This window comes from Cupriavidus sp. 05T41 (genome assembly GCF_056396525.1).
In genome coordinates, this window is sequence record NZ_JBFTLQ010000120.1 from 1 (window position 1) to 17,326 (window position 17,326).

The 17,326-nt window shown below is 59.7% G+C and carries 10 protein-coding genes and 1 pseudogene; 8 read left to right on the plus strand and 3 right to left on the minus strand.

All coding sequences use genetic code 11. The annotated features are described in order from the left end of the window. The 3 genes from AC1DKV_RS37385 to AC1DKV_RS37395 form a co-directional block, all read left to right on the plus strand. Window positions 1-410 (plus strand): MBL fold metallo-hydrolase (locus tag AC1DKV_RS37385; RefSeq protein WP_477139411.1); only part of this gene is annotated, 410 nt, incomplete at its 5' end. Window positions 411-454: 44 nt separating this feature from the next. Further along, window positions 455-1,090: a DNA/RNA non-specific endonuclease gene (locus AC1DKV_RS37390; protein ID WP_441623260.1), complete on the plus strand. Its 636-nt coding sequence runs from the start codon at window positions 455-457 to the stop codon at window positions 1,088-1,090. A gap of 14 nt (window positions 1,091-1,104) precedes the next feature. Then, entirely contained in the window at window positions 1,105-1,260 is a 156-nt protein-coding gene (locus tag AC1DKV_RS37395) for a hypothetical protein (protein ID WP_441623262.1), read from the plus strand. Between the two features lie 155 nt (window positions 1,261-1,415). Here AC1DKV_RS37395 and AC1DKV_RS37400 read toward each other — a convergent pair whose 3' ends face one another. Further along, a complete protein-coding gene (locus AC1DKV_RS37400) occupies window positions 1,416-2,066 on the minus strand; it encodes a hypothetical protein (protein ID WP_441623264.1) in 651 nt (216 codons plus the stop codon). Window positions 2,067-2,079: 13 nt separating this feature from the next. Continuing rightward, the gene (locus AC1DKV_RS37405) at window positions 2,080-3,231 is read right to left on the minus strand and encodes an integrase domain-containing protein (protein WP_441623265.1); all 1,152 of its coding nucleotides are present in this window, start codon (window positions 3,229-3,231) and stop codon (window positions 2,080-2,082) included. 1,051 nt (window positions 3,232-4,282) lie between these two features. Between AC1DKV_RS37405 and AC1DKV_RS37410 the strand changes: the two genes are divergently transcribed. From AC1DKV_RS37410 to AC1DKV_RS37420, 3 genes and pseudogenes are all read left to right on the plus strand, one after another. Then, on the plus strand, window positions 4,283-5,284 hold the full coding sequence (locus AC1DKV_RS37410; protein ID WP_441623267.1) for a PRTRC system protein D: 1,002 nt from the start codon (window positions 4,283-4,285) through the stop codon (window positions 5,282-5,284). A 1,379-nt stretch (window positions 5,285-6,663) separates the two neighbouring features. Further along, a pseudogene (ssb, locus tag AC1DKV_RS37415) lies at window positions 6,664-7,023 on the plus strand (single-stranded DNA-binding protein); the annotation flags it as partial. A 484-nt stretch (window positions 7,024-7,507) separates the two neighbouring features. Next, a complete protein-coding gene (locus tag AC1DKV_RS37420) occupies window positions 7,508-7,954 on the plus strand; it encodes a hypothetical protein (RefSeq protein ID WP_441623269.1) in 447 nt (148 codons plus the stop codon). Here AC1DKV_RS37420 and AC1DKV_RS37425 read toward each other — a convergent pair. Beyond that, window positions 7,892-9,289: a replication initiation protein gene (locus AC1DKV_RS37425; protein ID WP_441623274.1), complete on the minus strand. Its 1,398-nt coding sequence runs from the start codon at window positions 9,287-9,289 to the stop codon at window positions 7,892-7,894. The genes AC1DKV_RS37420 and AC1DKV_RS37425 overlap by 63 nt on opposite strands. A gap of 1,350 nt (window positions 9,290-10,639) precedes the next feature. Here AC1DKV_RS37425 and AC1DKV_RS37430 point away from each other — a divergent pair. Together AC1DKV_RS37430 and AC1DKV_RS37435 are read left to right on the plus strand one after the other, a co-directional pair. Then, the gene (locus tag AC1DKV_RS37430; protein WP_441623271.1) at window positions 10,640-11,851 is read left to right on the plus strand and encodes a ParA family protein; all 1,212 of its coding nucleotides are present in this window, start codon (window positions 10,640-10,642) and stop codon (window positions 11,849-11,851) included. Continuing rightward, entirely contained in the window at window positions 11,848-12,819 is a 972-nt protein-coding gene (locus tag AC1DKV_RS37435; RefSeq protein ID WP_441623273.1) for a ParB/RepB/Spo0J family partition protein, read from the plus strand. The genes AC1DKV_RS37430 and AC1DKV_RS37435 overlap by 4 nt, the downstream gene beginning before the upstream one ends. Window positions 12,820-17,326 lie beyond the last annotated feature (4,507 nt).

Genomic DNA, 17,326 nt, shown 5'->3' on the forward strand with positions numbered 1-17,326 from the left:
GGGAGAAGCTTTCCGTTGTCAGAGTTGGCCATACGGATACGGACAATTCAACCTGCCTACACGTCCCCTCGATCGGTTTGGTCGTTGCAGGGGACGCCGTCTACAACGGCATTCACCCCTACTTGAGCGAGTCGACCCGGCGCGACCAACTCCAGTGGATAGCCGCGCTGGACAAGATCGATGCGTTGAACCCTAAATTTGTGGTCGCTGGCCATAAGGTTCCAACCCAAGACGACAGCCCTCGCAATATTGAAGAGACACGTAGGTACATTCGCGACTTCATCCGACTGGATGAATCTACGACATCGGCCCGCGAGCTATACGATCAAATGCTTACGCTCTATCCCGACCGTGCGAATCCAGGGTCCCTATGGAGTGCGGCACGGGCTGCAAAGACCCAAAGTAAATAGGAACCTCCTGAACCCTCTAAAGATAGCAGAGCGTTGGTAGCCCAATGATTCCGGCAGCAGACCGTGCACACCTGTCGGGTTACCGGCGCGGCACCGGCCTTGATCGGGGCCACCTCGCGCCGTCGGCCGACTTCCCCGACCAGGCCTCGCAAGCCGAGAGCTTCAGTCACGCCAACGTCGTGCCGCAGTCGTCGGTCAGCAATCGGAGGCTGTGGAATCATATCGAGACGTCGACCCGCCGCATGGTGCGCGACTACGGCCAGGCATTCGTTGTGACCGGCCTGGCGTTCGATGCCGCGCTATCCGCACGTCTGGACGACCGAGTCGCCATCCCCACTTATCTGTGGAAGGCAGTCTACGTGCCCGGTGTCGGCGCTGCGGCCTATGCGGCACGAAACGACGCGACTCCGTGGTACGCCGTCGTGAGCATCGCCGAGATGGCCAACCTCGCCGACGTCGATCCTTTCCCGCGCCTCGACGGGGCATACCTGGTGACGCCGATGACGCTGCTTGCACCGACGCCGCGTCCGGGCGAGATGGCGGGCCGCAAGGTCAGCCTCGCCACGCTCACATCCGTTGCTATTGAACTGTCTGAGGCCCCTGAGGCCCAGGACGCTCGGCATCCTGTCCTCCGGTCCGGTTCCCTGCCCTTCATTCGGGCCGTCTTCGCCCGCGGCTAATTCAGGAGAACGACATGGAACGCCTCAAGCAAATCATCCATACCATCCGCACCGACGAGGAGGCCCGCTCTGGCGCCATTTTCGTCATCGCCCTCATCCTGTTCTTATGCTGGTGGGGCGCGACCGGTCACTGGGATGACTCCCCGTACCTGCCGTCCTTCCTGCGGTGATCGCCCGCTGCGGGCTCGCCGCCGGACCAACTCGCGGCGAGTCAAGCCGGAACACAAGGGGACCCCGAGCACATGAGTCCACCCTATTGGCGGAAAGACGCGTGTTTCTTGCGTCTTTCGAGGGACATTCCAGCGCCTAGGTCCGCGCCAAGACGCTAATGCAGGACCACCCGAATAATCGGCAACCTGCTCTCTTCGGTCACGGACAACAATACCGCCGGGTCACGCACGGCACGCAGCGTGCCCTCGACGTCAGCCTGCAATAGCCACGCAGAGAGCAACCCACCAAGCGCTGTGAAATCCAAGTTTCGGCCCGGCGGATCACAACCGATGAGTGCAAAGGCCTGCCCGGTCTCGTCGTTATCGGCCAAGCTCACCCCGATCTCTCTTAGACGCTCGATCGCTGATGCCGCCGGCCCGTATTCGATGACGCATTTTGCCAAGTCACTCAGAAAGATCCTCACGGTTTCGCCCGGCGCCCGCCGCAAGTGGGTCAGCTCCAAGCAAGGATCTTCCGCTAAAAACACCTGCACATCGAGCGTCCATCCCGCTGGGTCATCCGGCATCCAACGCAAATCGACCACCAGCATGCCCCACTCGGTGCGCAGGCCTCGACGGCGCCTCTGCGCCTCGTCCAATACGTCCGGATAGGTCAACGCCTCGGCGCGCGCCACCGCAATGACGTACTCGGGCAAAGCCACCAACGGCCACGCTGCCAACGCCTCGGGGTCCACCCCGCGTCTCAAGATATCGCAAAGCTCTTGCGTCGTGTACACGCGATCTTCGTACTGCTGCACTTCCAACATGACTGACTCCTGTTTAGCTCTCGCCGATCGCCGCGATCTTTCCCAATAGCCGGTAAAGCGCCTGCCGTGAGATACCAAGCACTTGCGCGGCCTTCGCTTTATTGCCCTCGACGGCGAGGAGCGCAGACTGCGCCTGCTCGGCTGTGACCCGCGGCTTCTCCTGACGCGCCATCGCGGTGAAGGTCGACAGGTAAGCGCTAGATTTCGACGGCTTGCTGTGCCCAGCCGCCTCGACGACCGCCAAGATCGCCTGACGGTGCGCCTCGATGTCTGGTGCAGACCCGCCCTTGATCGGCGCATCCACGCCGGTCAACGTCTTGTAGAACTCTTGCAAATACTGATGTCGCAGCCCATGACTAGTCACACCGAGCCCTTTCTTGCAAATCCCGTACTTTCGAAGCACGTTGTTGTAGTGACCCCGCCACTGTTTGATCGAATAGCACGACGGTGTCGTTGATCCGCTCATCGGATCCACCAGGGCGGCCGCCTCCTCCAGAACCGCCAGCCGCAACTGCACGGGCACCTCGCGTTTGCGGCCGCCCTTCGTCCCATCTACCACCCGTAGCGTGTCCAGATTGCGAAGTGCCGTGCGGATCTTCAGCGAATAGCTCTCCTCGATGCGCAAGCCGAATGCCGCTTGCAGCTTGAGTTGCACCGCCACGCGTGGGTGCTCGGCTCCAATCTCCGCAATCTTGGCCACGGCGTCGATACCGTTGCCCTCCCAGGACTTGTCCGTCATCGTCACGTAGCTACGCACCAGCCCGTGCTCCTCGCGGTCGGCGTAGTCCCCCAAGGTGCGGATCAGGTTGTGTTTCCCGATCCACTGACTGAACGCCTTCAGGTGTGACAGCTTGTTCTCGATCGTCCCGCCTGACTGTTTCTGCGACAACCAGTAGTCCACCAGCGTCTGCACATGCTTGTGCCTCAGCGAATGCGGGCTCTCGACGTGGAACCCGCACGCGTGCAGTTCCACGAATGAGCGGCACACCGTGTACATTCGCCGCTCCTGCGTCTTGATCGAAGCATTCTTGTGGCTGATCCGTGTCTGGCTCAGGATCTTCCTCACGTTCCCAATCACCGCCACCTCGATTTCGGCCTTCAAGCGCGTCGGCAGGTTATACCTTGCCAGAAGGCCGCGCACATCAAGCACTGTTGACTGCCGCATTCGAAATTCCTCTCATTTTGCGTTGTCCTGCACGCCCGACCCGTCCCTGCGTCCCCCGTGACGCGTGGTGCATAGCCGTCTCTGGCGCTTGCTGTATTGCCGTTTTCCGTCGGCTACGGTCCTGCCTTCCGATCCTTTAGCGATCCCCTTGCTGGTCGGCCCCACACGTGGAAGTGCGTGTCATGACCGTCCCGTTCCCTCCCCGCCAGTCGCGCTGCGCGCAGTCCGGCCATGAGGGTTCGGGCTACTCGGTTGTCGGGATCGCTCCCGCCATGTACGTCAACCAGTGCTTGCGCACCAGCCGTCGCCACCCGTGTAACTCTCGTTGCGCTGTTTCTTTAGACGGTCGCGCTCACCGTGCTCGTATCGTTCCAGAGAGTTCATGACCTTGCGCCATGCAATCCCCCGCCCCCCAGGTGACGACATCTGGACCGCCGTGTATCGGGCCCGCAGTGTTCGTCTACCCCGCATCTCGCTGTCAGGCGTGTTCAGGTTAAGGAGGCAGCAAATGTGTCCGAGTGTCCGGTCTACACATGTCCTCATCACGTCCAAGTCTTCCAGACAACCCGCAAAGCCATATGGCATTGCAGTGTCCGGTGTCCTCAGTGTCAGCCAGTCTGTGTTTGTGGCGAAAGAAAAAAATGCCGCGACAGTGTGCGGCTCGGACAGCGTGGCGACCGACAACCCCTTTCAGGGCGGCTTCGGTGCTTGGGATGGCCGCCAACGTGGCGGTAGGTCGATGCGTCGGGGACGCGAGAAGTACGACAAGGATAGCCGGCCAGGCGCAGCTGTGCAAGCCGGAGAGGCCGCGAATCGTGCGTGAAATTCGTGACGTTACGTCGGCTTGACTTTGTTTCTTTGGCGGTAGAGTTGGTCTGTCGATGTGCCACGTAGAGGGACTTGGTCAAAGCTGAACCGAGCAAGTCCGATCAGATCAGGGGAAGTGGGACTACGAGCAACCACCCTGGTTTGTCTTGCTCGGTCCAAGTCCGCCCTAGTGGCACTTCGAGCCATCAATACCCGATAGGCACTCACCAAGGAGTATCCGCTCATGAAAGTTTCGACCGTCGCAATCGATGTCGGCTATGGCAACACGAAGTCCGCATTCCCGCTCGGCTCTGACGTCGCCACCAGCATGTTTCCGTCGCTGGCGCCGCTAGCTGCGACCTCTTCGTTGACGCCGCATAGCGGCTCCATCCTACGTGCCCGGAATGTCGTCGACGTGGTCGTCGACGGGGCGCGATACGAGGTCGGGCCGGAGGTATCCATCAGCGCCGCATACGGGAACACTGGCCGGTCATTGTCCGAAGACTTTGTCACGACCCCGAACTACGCTGCGCTGCTGGGCGGGTCCTTGCGCTATTCGAACGCCACCGAGATTGACCGCCTGGTGCTGGGACTTCCCGTGCACAACACCCAGAAGTACGCCGGCTACCTGAAGGACCGCTTCAGTGGTGAACTCGACTTCGGCTGGGGTCCGATCCGGGTGCACAACGTGCTGCCGCTGCCTCAGCCTATCGGAACATTGGTCACATTCATCCAGCAGTGCGCCAAGCAGTACGACCCCGACAACGCCTATCTCGTGATTGACGTCGGCTATTTCACGACCGACTGGGTGGTCGCACGCGGCTATACGATGGACGACACCCGCAGCGGTGGCGTGCCAGGCGGTGCATCTCGTATCTATCAGCAGGTGGCGAGGCTCATCTCGCAGGCCGAGGGCGCAGCGGTGGACAGCATCGAGCGGATCGACAAGGCAATCCGCGAGGCTAAGCCGATGCTCTTCTATCGCAAGGATCTGGATCTGCGCCCCTTCGTTGACGAAGCCATTGCGGTTGCGCAGCAGTCCGTGATGGAAGTTCAAACGCGTGTCGGTCGCACCGAGGATATTCGCGCCATCATCCTGACCGGAGGCGGAGCGAGCTTGTACGCGCCAACGATTCAAGCGGCGTTTCCGCACAACGACATTCATGTAATGGATGCGCCCTGCTTTGCCAATGTTCGGGGCTTCCATACGATCGGCTCTGCACGCCATGTGTCGAAGTCTTCCTGAGCCGGCAGGACATGGACAAGCTGCAGATAACGATCACGCTGTCCCCCGAAGCTGCACCCGACCTGTTGGCCTATCTGCGAAAGATACCCGGCGCTCGCGAGCGTGCCTTTGTATTTCGACTGCTCGCGCAGCACGGGTTGAGGGCGCTTGGCGGCGCGGGTCCCGTGGGATTGCTACCAGCACCTGAAAACGCGCCGACCAGGACGCCCCTCCCAGCGGGGGGCGCCATCCCAACAGATAGCAATGTCGATATCAGGGAACACAGGCTAGAAACGAACTCTCCGCTCATGCCAGTCCCGACTAGCCCGTCCATCGCGGCGCCGCAAGGTGGTGCGTCGTCAGTGGATACGACGGATGCCTTCACCATTCTGGACGTTGGCGCGCTGAACGATGCGATGGCCAGATTTGGATGAAGCCAACAACACATTAGCGATCACGTATGCAAAGCCTCCAAATGCAGATCACATTGACCCAATACACGACGCCCCGCTTGCTGGCCTACCTCAATGAGATTCCCACGGCGAAGGACCGCGTCTTCGTGCTGAAGATGCTGGCCGAGAGAGCGGTTGAGGCGGGCATCGGCCTGCGTGGCCCTGAGCCTGCCCTCTCACCGCGACCGGCGGAACCAACGACGGCCAGAATGAAGACGGCACCAAAGACGACACCGAAGAAGGTGACACCCAAGACTTCTTCGAAGAAGCCAACATCCCGAGTCGCAACCACCCGCACGGCCCATACGCCGAGCCCGAGTAGGCGGCGACCCGCCTCCGGAGACAGAAAGGCGAGCAACTAGAGGCATCTGCCAGAACGCTATGCGCGACCATCTAACCTACGTCCACACGGTTGCGCGAACAATGCACGAATAGGAGTGGGTCCCGACCCCCTTGACTCCCGAAGGGGGCGGGTACAGTAGAACCAACCGCAACGAACCAAGATAGGTCGACATACACCATGACGGAATACGAACTCTTCCGCTTTTTCAAGTTTCTGCTGGCATTTGGCATCTGCTGGGCCCTGTGGGAATGCGCACTGACTCTATTCGTGGCGGTGCGCCGCCGTTGAAATAGGTTTAACTTGATGGGCACGCGTGCGTCTTAGACGCACCGATTCGGGCCTGGCCACACTTGGTCCGCAGGTGTCTCACCTTCCTTTCGGCGGCGCTCTTACTTGGTGCATGGGCATCACGTAAGCGCGTTGGCGCCTCAAGGATTCCTTGCTCTGCTGAGCATCGAATAATCGCCCGACCGATCGCCATGAAGACGCCACAGACTACTGAATGGGACGCCACATAGATGACCATCAGCGTGAAGAACAAGCGGACGGGAGAGCGAAGGAGATTGGACAAGGATTCCAAGGTCTTCCTCTGAGGGAAAAAGATAATGGGATTTCCCGACAATAACGACAATCTCGGGGCCGACCCTGAAGCGGGCTATCTACCAAGTGGCGACGCGGTGACGAACATTCGTCTGGCTACCACCGATCGCTACAAGGACAAGACTAGTGGCGAGATGAAGGAAGCCACCGAGTGGCATCGCATCTCGTTCTTCGGCAAGCTCGCGGAGATTGCGGGCGAGTACCTGAAGAAGGGGTCTTCGGTCTATATCGAGGGTCGCATTTGCACCCGCAAATGGACAGACCGGTCCGGTGTGTAAAAGTACAGCACCGAGATCGTTGCCGATCAGATGCAGATGCTTGGCAACCGCCAGGGTGGCGGTGCCAGTGACAATGATGGCTACGGCCAACAGCCGTCGCGTTAGTCGCAAGGCCAGCAGCCCGGCAGCCAGGTACAAGGACAGCGGGGCGCACTGCAGCGCGAGAGTGCGCCGCCGCGTCAGCAGCCTCCCGCTTCGGGCAGCTCATCCCGACTCCCTCTCGCGGTTCGCCATGCTGAAAAGACCCTCTGACTCGGCCAGGCTCGGCCGGGGTGCCGTTTGAGCAAGCGATTTCCCCCGCCTGTCTCAGGCATCGACCAACCATTCCGACCGGAGTCCCATTGGGAAAGCTCCGATAGCCCGAAAGCGCACCAAAAATCGGCGCCTTTCCGGGATTTCCAGTCCTACGCGTAGGACTGGCGGGCTCGGCGGTCGCGCGTCGCACCTGGCTGCCCCCTCCGACGCACAGCTACGGGCTCCTGCCCGCGTCGACGCGCGCGACTATGAGTGTGCGGCTACCCGGCAGACCGTTCGGCTGATCCGGCAGATCTCGCCCGCCGGCAAGGTACGCGTGCTCATCACCAATCTGCTCGACATGCAGCGCTATCCGGCGCCCACCTTCCGCGATCTCAACCATCAACGCTGGCGCCTCAAGCACCGCATGGCACCCGAACATCTATCCGGCCTGTCACAGTTGGCCGCTAGGCAGGACTTCGGCGCCAAAATCCTCAGCGACAACCTGCACGCTCTATGCTGCCTTAGCGCCGCGCAGGAACACGAAATCGACTCGGACCGTCGCATCAACCGAACCTTCGCCATCACCGCTCCCAAACCTGTCCTGTCAGCGGCGCTGCTCGGCTTGCGCAGGGCCAAGGCCGCTCTGAAGGAGACCTTGCGCGTCGCGCAGGGTGGTGCGCACTCAAGAAATCGGTTCTGGCTGGGACGAATTGCGCGCTCAAGCGTGCGAGGATGCTTGGCGACCGAAAACGAATTGGCCCAAGTACCATGCCAGCTCTGAGTTGGCCAGGATGATTTCTTCGGACACGGATGAGGGCTCCAACTTCATCCGTCTCAACACAAGCTTGCCCTCACGCGAAGCCAGCCATGCGCGGACAAACTCCAATCGCGCTTTGGTATCCAATGCCCCGAAGTGTTCGCGTCCCTGTTGCGATTCTTCGTTCATGCGCGTGCGGGTCTCGACTTCACGTGAGGCAACACTGCGCTCCACGCTTGTCTTGACAGCAATCTTCACTGCTTCTTTTTGTTCTTTCTCCACGAGCAGATCAGTCTGAACCTGAACCATCGTCCGCTCGGCGTCCGACATCCGCCAGTTGTCGCGCAGCGCTTTCATCAAATAACCAGCGGGACTCTTCTTCACCTGACCGCGATTGAGCTTGAACCGCGTGTACTCGATCGCCTGCAGGATGCGATCATCGCTCCATGTCTCGCGGTTCTCGGAGATCTCGCTGAATTGCCGTGTTGAGAGGTTGAACTCTTCCTTCAGGATCTTATAGATCTGGCTGGCGTCCGATAGACTCGCCATGACAGCGTCGGCCGTGTCCTTGCGTTTCAGAATGAAGCGAATCCGGTCGACCTTCTTCGATGACGTGGACTCGGTCTTGGTCTCATAGGAGAGCTCGATATCCGAGATCTCATTGATTTCGCGGACCGCCGGCTCCAGCCAATCGCGCTTGAAGTATTTGAAGATGGTTGCATTCGCGCCCATCTTGCCAGGCCAGGTCCGCATCTCATCGAGCTTGATCCAGTCTGTACGTCCGCCAGGCACGCTTGGCAGGACTTTGTCATAGATGGCCCGTGCGAGACTCCTGGTAAAAGCCGTTGATATACGAAGGCTCAGCCAGTGAGACTTGCGGGGATCTCGAATGTGTGGGATCAAGCTGTGATGCACATCGAAGCGGATGCGGCCACGGTGCATCGCTACCATGCCGATGAGCTGGACCTGGATCCAGATATCGTCCTCATCAGGCTCCTGGCCCGACGGTGTATTCGTTACCCGAACTTTGGCGTTCTGGGCTTCATCGGCGACGGTACGTAGATGTTTCAGGTTGCGACTGTCATAGCGCATCAACCACTTGAAGTAGTTCAGCTCGACATCGTACTGGTCACGAATTTCCGGCTCTTGTGCAACGATGAAATACGCGGCGTCCAGGAACCGTCGCGCCGCCAGCCCCATGTTGACAATTTCCGTGAAGAAATTGTTTCGCTGATAGCCGATTTCACGGTTTGCCTCGTTGATAGGCATCCCGAGGTCGAACATGTCCTCGAACAATGCCAGTGCCATTTGGCGAGGTGTCGTCCTCGCATTGACCTCCACCGGATTGTCCGTCGCCATACTGGTCTTCTCGCTCGTTTGGTGCTCGACGGACTCTAGCATGTGATGGTGAGGTCCTGTCAACACAACAAACCTCACCATCCCGTTGTCCTTCTGCGCTCGGAATCAGCGTGGCGGAACTCTGCGCACAATGAACCTCACCTGATGCACAACGAACCTCACCCAGACTCGTCACCACTACGGTTCAGGCGTTGACCAGCCTGAGCAAAATGGACTTGTGCACAGGTGGCGCACAATACTTCTCACCATCGAGGTGCCAGCACAAGCAACCTCACCTTGTCGTGGAACAGACCTCACCGTGCCCGCACAGTAAACCGCACCATGGCGACACACTGAACCTCACCTTTGGCACAGAAAACTTCACCTTTCTAAGGTTAAGTCCTTGATCAAAAAGGAGTTCGTGATCCTCTGTTTGTTGGTTGGGTGGTTTACTTCAAAAAAAAACAAACCAACATAGACCTACTCCAGAAACAAGAAATGATCGCAGGGCATCGGCCCTCTGATCGATGTGCGGGCGCAGCGTGGCCACTGCCATCGTGTCCCAACTACTTGGGCCGAGCGTTGAAATGATCTAAGAAGCACCCGTCCAATGCCACGAAGCCTCCCCGAGAGGGGTCGTTTGGATCAAGGTGCGCCAATCGCCTCAATGAGCTATGCCACCCTCAACGCCATGGTGAGGTTCTTTGTGAACCACGGAAGGTGAGGTTCTTTGTGTCGCTTCCATAGCGGTTCTATTTGCACAATGAACCTCACCGTCTAAGCGCGTCTCAGGGGGCAGTGAATGGTGAGGTCTATTGTGCATTGATAGCTCCGATATGTGCCCGTTTGAGATGCTGTGTGGAGGAGGCGAGGACGCGCATGACGATACGGTATCCGCGGGCATGACCTGGGACACAGGTAACTGCCTCGGTCACTACTTTTCCCTCAGGAGTTCCGTCTTCAAGTCGACCGAAGGTGAGGTCGATTGTGCTGAGGGCCGAAGGGGGCCCTCCTCTGTCTTGCCAGGCATTGAGTTGGACCGAAGCGAAGGTGAGGTCCATTGTGCCTGTTCACCCAAAACACACTTAGACGGTTCTGCCGAACGGCACAAATGACCTCACCTTGGCAGGCGCTTTCGGCGCGAGGCGCCATAGAAGGTGAGGTCATTTGTGCTGATCCGGGTCTGGGTGTGTACGACGGACGGATGCCCTAGATTTGTTTTGTGAATATCTAGGCGGCTGAAATTGCCTAAAATTTAGGCAAAATGGTTGTCCTCACGGAAGATTCCATTACAAATCAGCGATTTATGCGCCGTTCCTTAAACATTTCAGGTATTCTGAGCTTTATTGAATACTTCGGATAAACCTCAGAATGGTGAAAACAAGCCAACTTCCAGCAGTCGACCGAACTGTACCGCTTGAGCAGATATCCCAGTTCGCGGAAAAGGTCACCATTTTTACCCATGAACTTCGCGAGACGATTCTCGCACCGCGGCCGCGGAAAGCCGCACCAATTTTCAAGACGGGGGAGATTGCAGATTTGTGCAACATCTCGCACTCGCAAGTGCAGTATCTTGCGACTAAGGGGGATGGCGACCTCCCGCCAGGGAAGGCTGCGGGTACTGGGCGTACCAGGACCTTCACGCTGGAAGAGGCGCGTATCTGGGTGCAGAAGGTCTCCGACATCTATCAGACACCGCTCGTCACTGGCACGAGGGAGCCTGAGGGAAAAATCATCATCACTGCCCAGCTCAAGGGCGGGTCCGCAAAAACCACCACGACCATGTGTCTTGCGCAAGGGCTGACCCTGCGCGGCCGAAAAGTTCTGGTTGTCGACCTCGATCCGCAAGCCTCGCTTTCGGAGCTGTGCGGTTTGTATGCCGAGAAGGATGTCTCGCCGGATGACACGGTGCTGCCCTACATCTATGACCAGCAAATCGAGGGGGGACTGCTGGGAAGCATTCAGTCGACCTATTGGGATGGCCTGGATTTGATTCCCGCGCACACAGAACTTATCGGGGCTGAGTTCCATCTGCCCGCGATGCAGAAAATCAAGGCTGGCTTCCGCTTCTGGACGGTGCTGAGGGAAGGGTTGGAGCCTTTGCGCAAGCACTACGACTATATCCTCATGGATACGTCTCCCTCGCTTTCCTACCTTAACCTGAACGCTTTGCTCGCTGCAGACGCGATGGTCATGCCGATGGTTCCTGAGAACCTCGATTTCATCAGCTCGTTGTCCTTCTGGCGCCTGTTTTCGGACGTGTCGAAGAGCTTCATTAAATATGAAGCCGACAAGAAGTACGACTTCGTTTCATTGCTGCTATCAAAGGTCGACTATGGGCGCACCTCATCTGCGCCCATCGTGCGTGCTTGGGCGCAGAGCGCATATGAGAGCTGGCTGCATTCGATTGAAGTGCCAGCGAGTTCCGTCATGAGCACCGGCGCGCTGGCATTCTCGACCGTCTTTGACGTGAGCAGCACGCATAGTGCTGCGAAGTCGCTGCAGCGAGTGCGCCAACCTATCTTTGACTACTGCCGGTGGTTGGATGATATCTATGCTGAAAAGTGGAGGAACGCGCAATGAGCAATATGCGAGAGCAGCTGCTGGCCAAGACGGCGGGCATTCGGAAGACCTCGGCGATTAATCAAGACGAGGTCAAGCGCACCGATCGAACCCAGACGGCGCCTGGCCTGACTGGTGCACTGGCCGTTGCGCAACTCCGTGTCCAGGAGTTGGAAGCAAAGGGCGTCGCGTCTCAGCTCGCTATTGCCGACCTCGTGCCGAACCCATGGCAGCCTCGACGCGTGTTCAATGAAGTCAAGCTGTCAGAGCTTGCAGAGTCGATTCGCGAAGTCGGCTTAATGCAGCCCATCGTGGCACGCCGGGCTGAAAGCGGCTACCAAATTGTCGCGGGTGAGCGCCGATGGCGCGCCCATAAGATGCTTGGTCTTGATACCGTCAAGGCAGTCGTCGTGGAGTGCTCCGATGCCGATATGGCGGTGCTGGCCATGGTCGAGAACATCAGCCGGGACGACCTATCCGATTACGAAGTCGCGCTGTCTATCCGGCAGACGGAGAAGGAATTTCCCTCGCGAGTTCGACTCGCGGAGGCGCTTGGGCTTTCCAAGAGTGGCCTCTATCGATTCCTTAGCTTTGCGCAGTTACCAGATTTTGTACTGAGCGATCTCGATCTTCAGCCGCGGCTGCTGGGTGGAAGCGCGGCCGAAGCCATCGTCACAACAATTCGGAAGTATGGCGAAGCGGGCAACGATGCTGCTAAAGCGATTTGGCCGCTCGTAGCTTCGGGAAAGATGGAGCAAGGTAAAGCTGCCGGTGCCATTAAAGCGCTTGCGACCCGGCAATCTTCAGTTCCAAGCTCCGCGAGTGAGCGCAGCATTGACAAGTTTTTTTCCGGCAAGGACCAGGCAGGTTCGATTACGAAGGACGTCAACGGCTTCACAGTGAAGATCAGGGCCGGAGTACTGACGGCTGCCCTGGAGACCCAGATTCGGCAGATCCTTAGCGAAACGTTCCACCACCAGCCCAAATAGTTGCACCCTGTACAAGTCTCTGGCCCGCATTGCGCGGGCTTTTTTTTGCCCGTCAGCTTGTACCGGAAACGGATGCCCTCTGTTTTTCCGTGGTGCGGACAAGGCCCGCGCCAACCGACCTTCCCAGTGCGACTGCCAATTCCTAAGAGCGGATTGTCTGCGTGGTAGGTCATCGGCTATCCAAATCGAGGACGTGCCTATCAGTTCGGGAAAGCCAACGAGCGTCGGGGGAACCGGCTCATCCTTTGGAATCGTCGTGCGCCAGCCGAATTCGGCAACGCGCAAACTTGGGAAAGTCGGCCGGGCGCCCCCGGGACCGGAACATTTCTATGCGCGCCCGGCGCCTCCACTCACAGTGGGCCAGTCCCGAAACTCTAAGCGACCGCCTATCCGAAGGTAGTGGATTGCCCGACTTCGAACGGTTCACGGGAGTTCGCTTGGATGCTATCGGTGCCCCGTGGACACCTTCCCAAGTTGGGACGGTTCCGGGCTGCAATTGCTACTGCGTGGCCTACGATGACTCGCCTTCCACGAATCTCGCCCGGGCGTTCGATCCCAGCCCAAAAACATCCGATTGGTGGCGACCGGGGCGCTTTGCAGATCTTTCCAACGTGGAACGACTCCCGAATTTCATGCGATCTCTCCGCCAAATTGGGCGGCCGACAAGTCGAGGACCGTCCCAAGTTGGGACGGTCCCGCGTCGCGTGCCATCGCTAGGAGAAGCGGCCTTGGCGAAGCGCATCGTCCCCAGCGTGTGGCTCCAGCCGGCCCGCCGAGTGAAGTTCCGACGTCGAGGCCGCCCCCTGTGGACCGTCCCAAGTTGGGACGGTTCCAGGCCGCAATTGCTACTGCGCAGCCTGCGATAAGTCGGTCTGTGACTCGCGCCTAAGCCTCAGACCCTACTCAGAAATCATCCAAAGTTGGAGATGGCCGGCGCTCTGGTTCCCAACCTGGGAGAACTCGCGAACTTCATGCCATCTTCTGGGCAACGGGACGGCTGATGCGGCTCTGGACCGTCCCAAGTTGGGACGGTCCAGAGCCGCAGGCTACCGATTAGAGAAGCGGTTTCGGTGAACCTCACTGTTCCCGGCGTGAGTGATCCCAACCGGGCAGAGTTGCGGCATTTAGGCCGCGCCTAGCGCACCGTCCCAAGTTGGGAAGGTGCGCAACCGCAAATGCTGTGCATCCTGCGATGCGCGGCTTCCCTGAATCCCGCCCAGGCGCTAAGCCCGGCCAGAAGCCATCCGAAGGTGGAGGTGACCGACGCGCTTTGCAGGCCTTTCCAACTTGGAACAACTCCCGAATTTCATGCGATCTCTCGCCAGACTGGGCGGCCGACAAGTCGAGGACCGTCCCAAGTTGGGACGTCCAGAGTCGCGTGCCACCGCCAAGAGAGGCGATCTCGGCGAAGCGCATCTTCCCTGGCGTGAGTGAAGCCAGCCGGTCCGCCGTGTGAAGTTCTGGCTTCGATGCCGCCCCCTGCGAACCGTCCCAAGTTGGGACGGTCACGGGCCGCAATCGCTAGTGCGTGGCCTACGATGAGTCACCTTCCACGAATCCCGCCTGGGCGTTTGATCCCAGCCAAAAAGCTATCCGAGGTTGGCGGCGACCGACGCGCTTTGCAGGCCTTTCCAACTCGGAACAACCCCCGAATTTCATGCGATCTCGCCGCCAGATTGGGCGGCCGACAAGTCGAGGACCGCCCCAACTTGGGACGGTCCAGCGTCGCGTGCCACCCTGGGAGAATCGGTCTCGGCGAAGCGCATCGTCCCCAGCGTGATTGATGCCAGCCGACCCGCCGTGTGAAGTTCCGGCTTCAAGGCCGCCCCCTGCGGCCCGTCCCAAGTTGGGACGGGCCGCAATCGCTAGTGCGTAGCCTACGATGAGTCGCCTTCGCTGAATCCCGCCCGGGCGTTCGATCCCAGCCCAAAAGCCATCCGACGTTGGAGGCGACCGGGGCGCTGCGGGTCTTCCCAGCTTGGGAGAACTCCCGAACTTCATTCCGTCTCCCGGCCAGGATGGGACGGCTGACAAGTGGGGGACCGCCCCAAGTTGGGACGGTCCTGATCCACACGCCACCGTTAGGAAGCGGCTCGGTGAGCCCTCATTAATCCCAGCACGAGTGATTCTCGTCGGCCATCATGGGAAATTGCGGCATTCGGGCCCTGCCCCGCCGGCCATCCCAAGTCGGGACGGTACCGATCGGGCATGCAGTTGCCTATCGCACGATGACACAGCCTTAGTCGATCGCAGCCAGGCAGCTCATCGTGGCCAGAAACCATTCGAAGTTGGGGGAGCCGCGGGCGCGCTCTGCGGTCCTCCCCGACTTGGGACAAGTCCGGACCTTCATGCCACCTCCTGGCTAGGATGGAACGGCCGATGCGAAGCTCACGGACTTTCCGAAGCCGATCAATCCCTGCATTAAGTTGCCCCAAGTCGGGAAGCGTCCCAAGTTGGGACGCTTCCACGCCGCCATGCCGCTGCATACACGGCTTCCGCGAATTCCCGACAGGTAACCCCGCCTGAAGCCCACCGGAGTCGGAACGACCGTCGGCGCGCTCTGGGGGGCCTTCTCAACCTAGGACAAGCCCCGAGCTTCATGCCGCCCGCAGGCCAGGATTGTACGGTTCACGGAAACACGTAGACTCTCTGAAGCCGATCGCGCCCTTCAGCAAGCTGTTGCCCGTTGGGCAACTCGGACCTTCCCAAGTCGGGACGGTTCGGGCCGGCAATGCCGCCACCTATCCGACGATGAAGTGGTCTCCGTGAAATCCATCCAGGCCGCCGCCCACGCCGGCCATCGACCTTCCAAGGTTAGGCGCGTTCCCGAATCGCCGTTGCGGACCTCTCGCGTTTGAACAAGTCCCCAACTTCACGCCACCACTTGGCCTGGATGACACGGCTGCCGTGACGCTCACTAATTCTCCGCAGCCAACCAATCCGTTCAGGAAACGGTCCCAGGTGGGGACAGTCCCGAACCGCACGCCACCGCCTACCTGAAGATGCTCGCGAAGCTCCCTTACGAGCCAATCAGTCGTGGCGCGGCGCACCGACCTTCCGCGGCTGGGGCGCTCTCTGGCACGGCACGCGGGCAAAGCCAATTCGGGATGGCGCCGACCGGCCCCTCCAATTGTGAAGGGTAGCCAGTACGACACGCGACACGAGGCACCGTCCGGATTGGAATGGATTCTCGGCAAGTCCGATGGAACCGTCCAACTTGAGGAGGGCGGTGAGCCACAGTGAGCGTCCCAATTTCGGAGAGTTTGCAAGTCGCGCTCAGAGCAGCATCAGTCGGAAAGATCGCCCAGCCGCGCCGCAGCCTCTCAAAACCCGACGTGTTCTGAACCGTCCGTGTGGCATGCCAACGGAGCGAGCGATCAGGGAGCGACTTACGACAAGCGCCGAATGGCTCTCCCGCTTCCGACGTTTGCTGGGATTTCCACCTCACCTTAGACAATGGCGGCGAACCCTCTGGCGGGGGCGTTGGTCCGCCAGAGGGTTCGCATCCGCGATGCGAGATTTGAGCCCGCCCTGACGCGGCAAGGGGTCTTTAAGCGCGTATGCAGGATTAACTGAAGCGCCCGATCGCTCGGAACGCGAGCGTCGTAGCGATGAGGCAACCAGCCGCCAGGTCGCCGCGATCACTCGGTACGGCATGTCGTCGATCCGCTCGGAGCCTACCAACGCGCTTCCAGCAACCCACGGGAATGAAGAAAAGGACGTGAGTGACACCATGGATCACGCCTTACCAAGCGTCCGATCGCCCAACTCATGTTTCCGCTTGCAGATAAACACACCACACGCGGCAGATGAGCCTTCCTCCTCGGCAACCGCGTCTGAGAGCAGCCCAACGCGGGCGGATAGATGCAACCTGGAAACGGCGGACTCGCCGATTCCGGCACGTTGCGTTTGGCAACCGCACCATCTTCCCAGCAGGCCGCTCCAGGCAACGATCTACTTTCGTGGCAGCAACGTGGGACCTAAGTGGAATATACGTGCCATGCACGGCCCACCTATGTGCCACGTGTGAGATGAAAGCGCGTTATACCGTCGCGAGCAGCACGGAAGTGGCGGGTTGTGTTTTGGCTGTCACTGAGGGCGAGGCTGGCTCGACGAGTTGCGAGGTCGGCTCGGCTCCACGAGATTATGAACACGCGAAAGGAGCTTGGTTGGAAGTTCAGGCAACGTGCCATGGGGCCGCTTTGCACCGATCCGGCGTCCTACACAAGCCTGGACACGCCGTTGTTTGCGCAGCAGGGCACCATGGCGAGAGCCATGGAAGGCGCTGAGGTCCATCCAACTGCCGCAGGCCTGGTGGTCGCCCAGCACTTGGGCAGGGGAGCCACAGATGCCAGGAAATTTATATACTGAGTGCGCCGGGAGACCGGCAAGGAGTTGGTGGTGCAAGTCCACTACGATGAAGGAATAGCGAGCCACATCGGCCCCGAGCCGTGCGCAGGCCACCGCGAGGTGGTAGGCGAAGCGTCGGTAGGGGAGCGTATGGGCC

Excerpts from the sequence above, each read along its gene's own strand:
- AC1DKV_RS37390 (WP_441623260.1), top strand. The coding sequence starts at position 455 with ATGATTCCGGCAGCAGACCGTGCACACCTGTCGGGTTACCGGCGCGGC.
- AC1DKV_RS37430 (WP_441623271.1), top strand. The coding sequence starts at position 10,640 with ATGGTGAAAACAAGCCAACTTCCAGCAGTCGACCGAACTGTACCGCTT.
- AC1DKV_RS37435 (WP_441623273.1), top strand. The coding sequence starts at position 11,848 with ATGAGCAATATGCGAGAGCAGCTGCTGGCCAAGACGGCGGGCATTCGG.
- AC1DKV_RS37405 (WP_441623265.1), bottom strand. The coding sequence starts at position 3,231 with ATGCGGCAGTCAACAGTGCTTGATGTGCGCGGCCTTCTGGCAAGGTAT.
- AC1DKV_RS37410 (WP_441623267.1), top strand. The coding sequence starts at position 4,283 with ATGAAAGTTTCGACCGTCGCAATCGATGTCGGCTATGGCAACACGAAG.
- AC1DKV_RS37425 (WP_441623274.1), bottom strand. The coding sequence starts at position 9,289 with ATGGCGACGGACAATCCGGTGGAGGTCAATGCGAGGACGACACCTCGC.
- AC1DKV_RS37395 (WP_441623262.1), top strand. The coding sequence starts at position 1,105 with ATGGAACGCCTCAAGCAAATCATCCATACCATCCGCACCGACGAGGAG.
- AC1DKV_RS37400 (WP_441623264.1), bottom strand. The coding sequence starts at position 2,066 with ATGTTGGAAGTGCAGCAGTACGAAGATCGCGTGTACACGACGCAAGAG.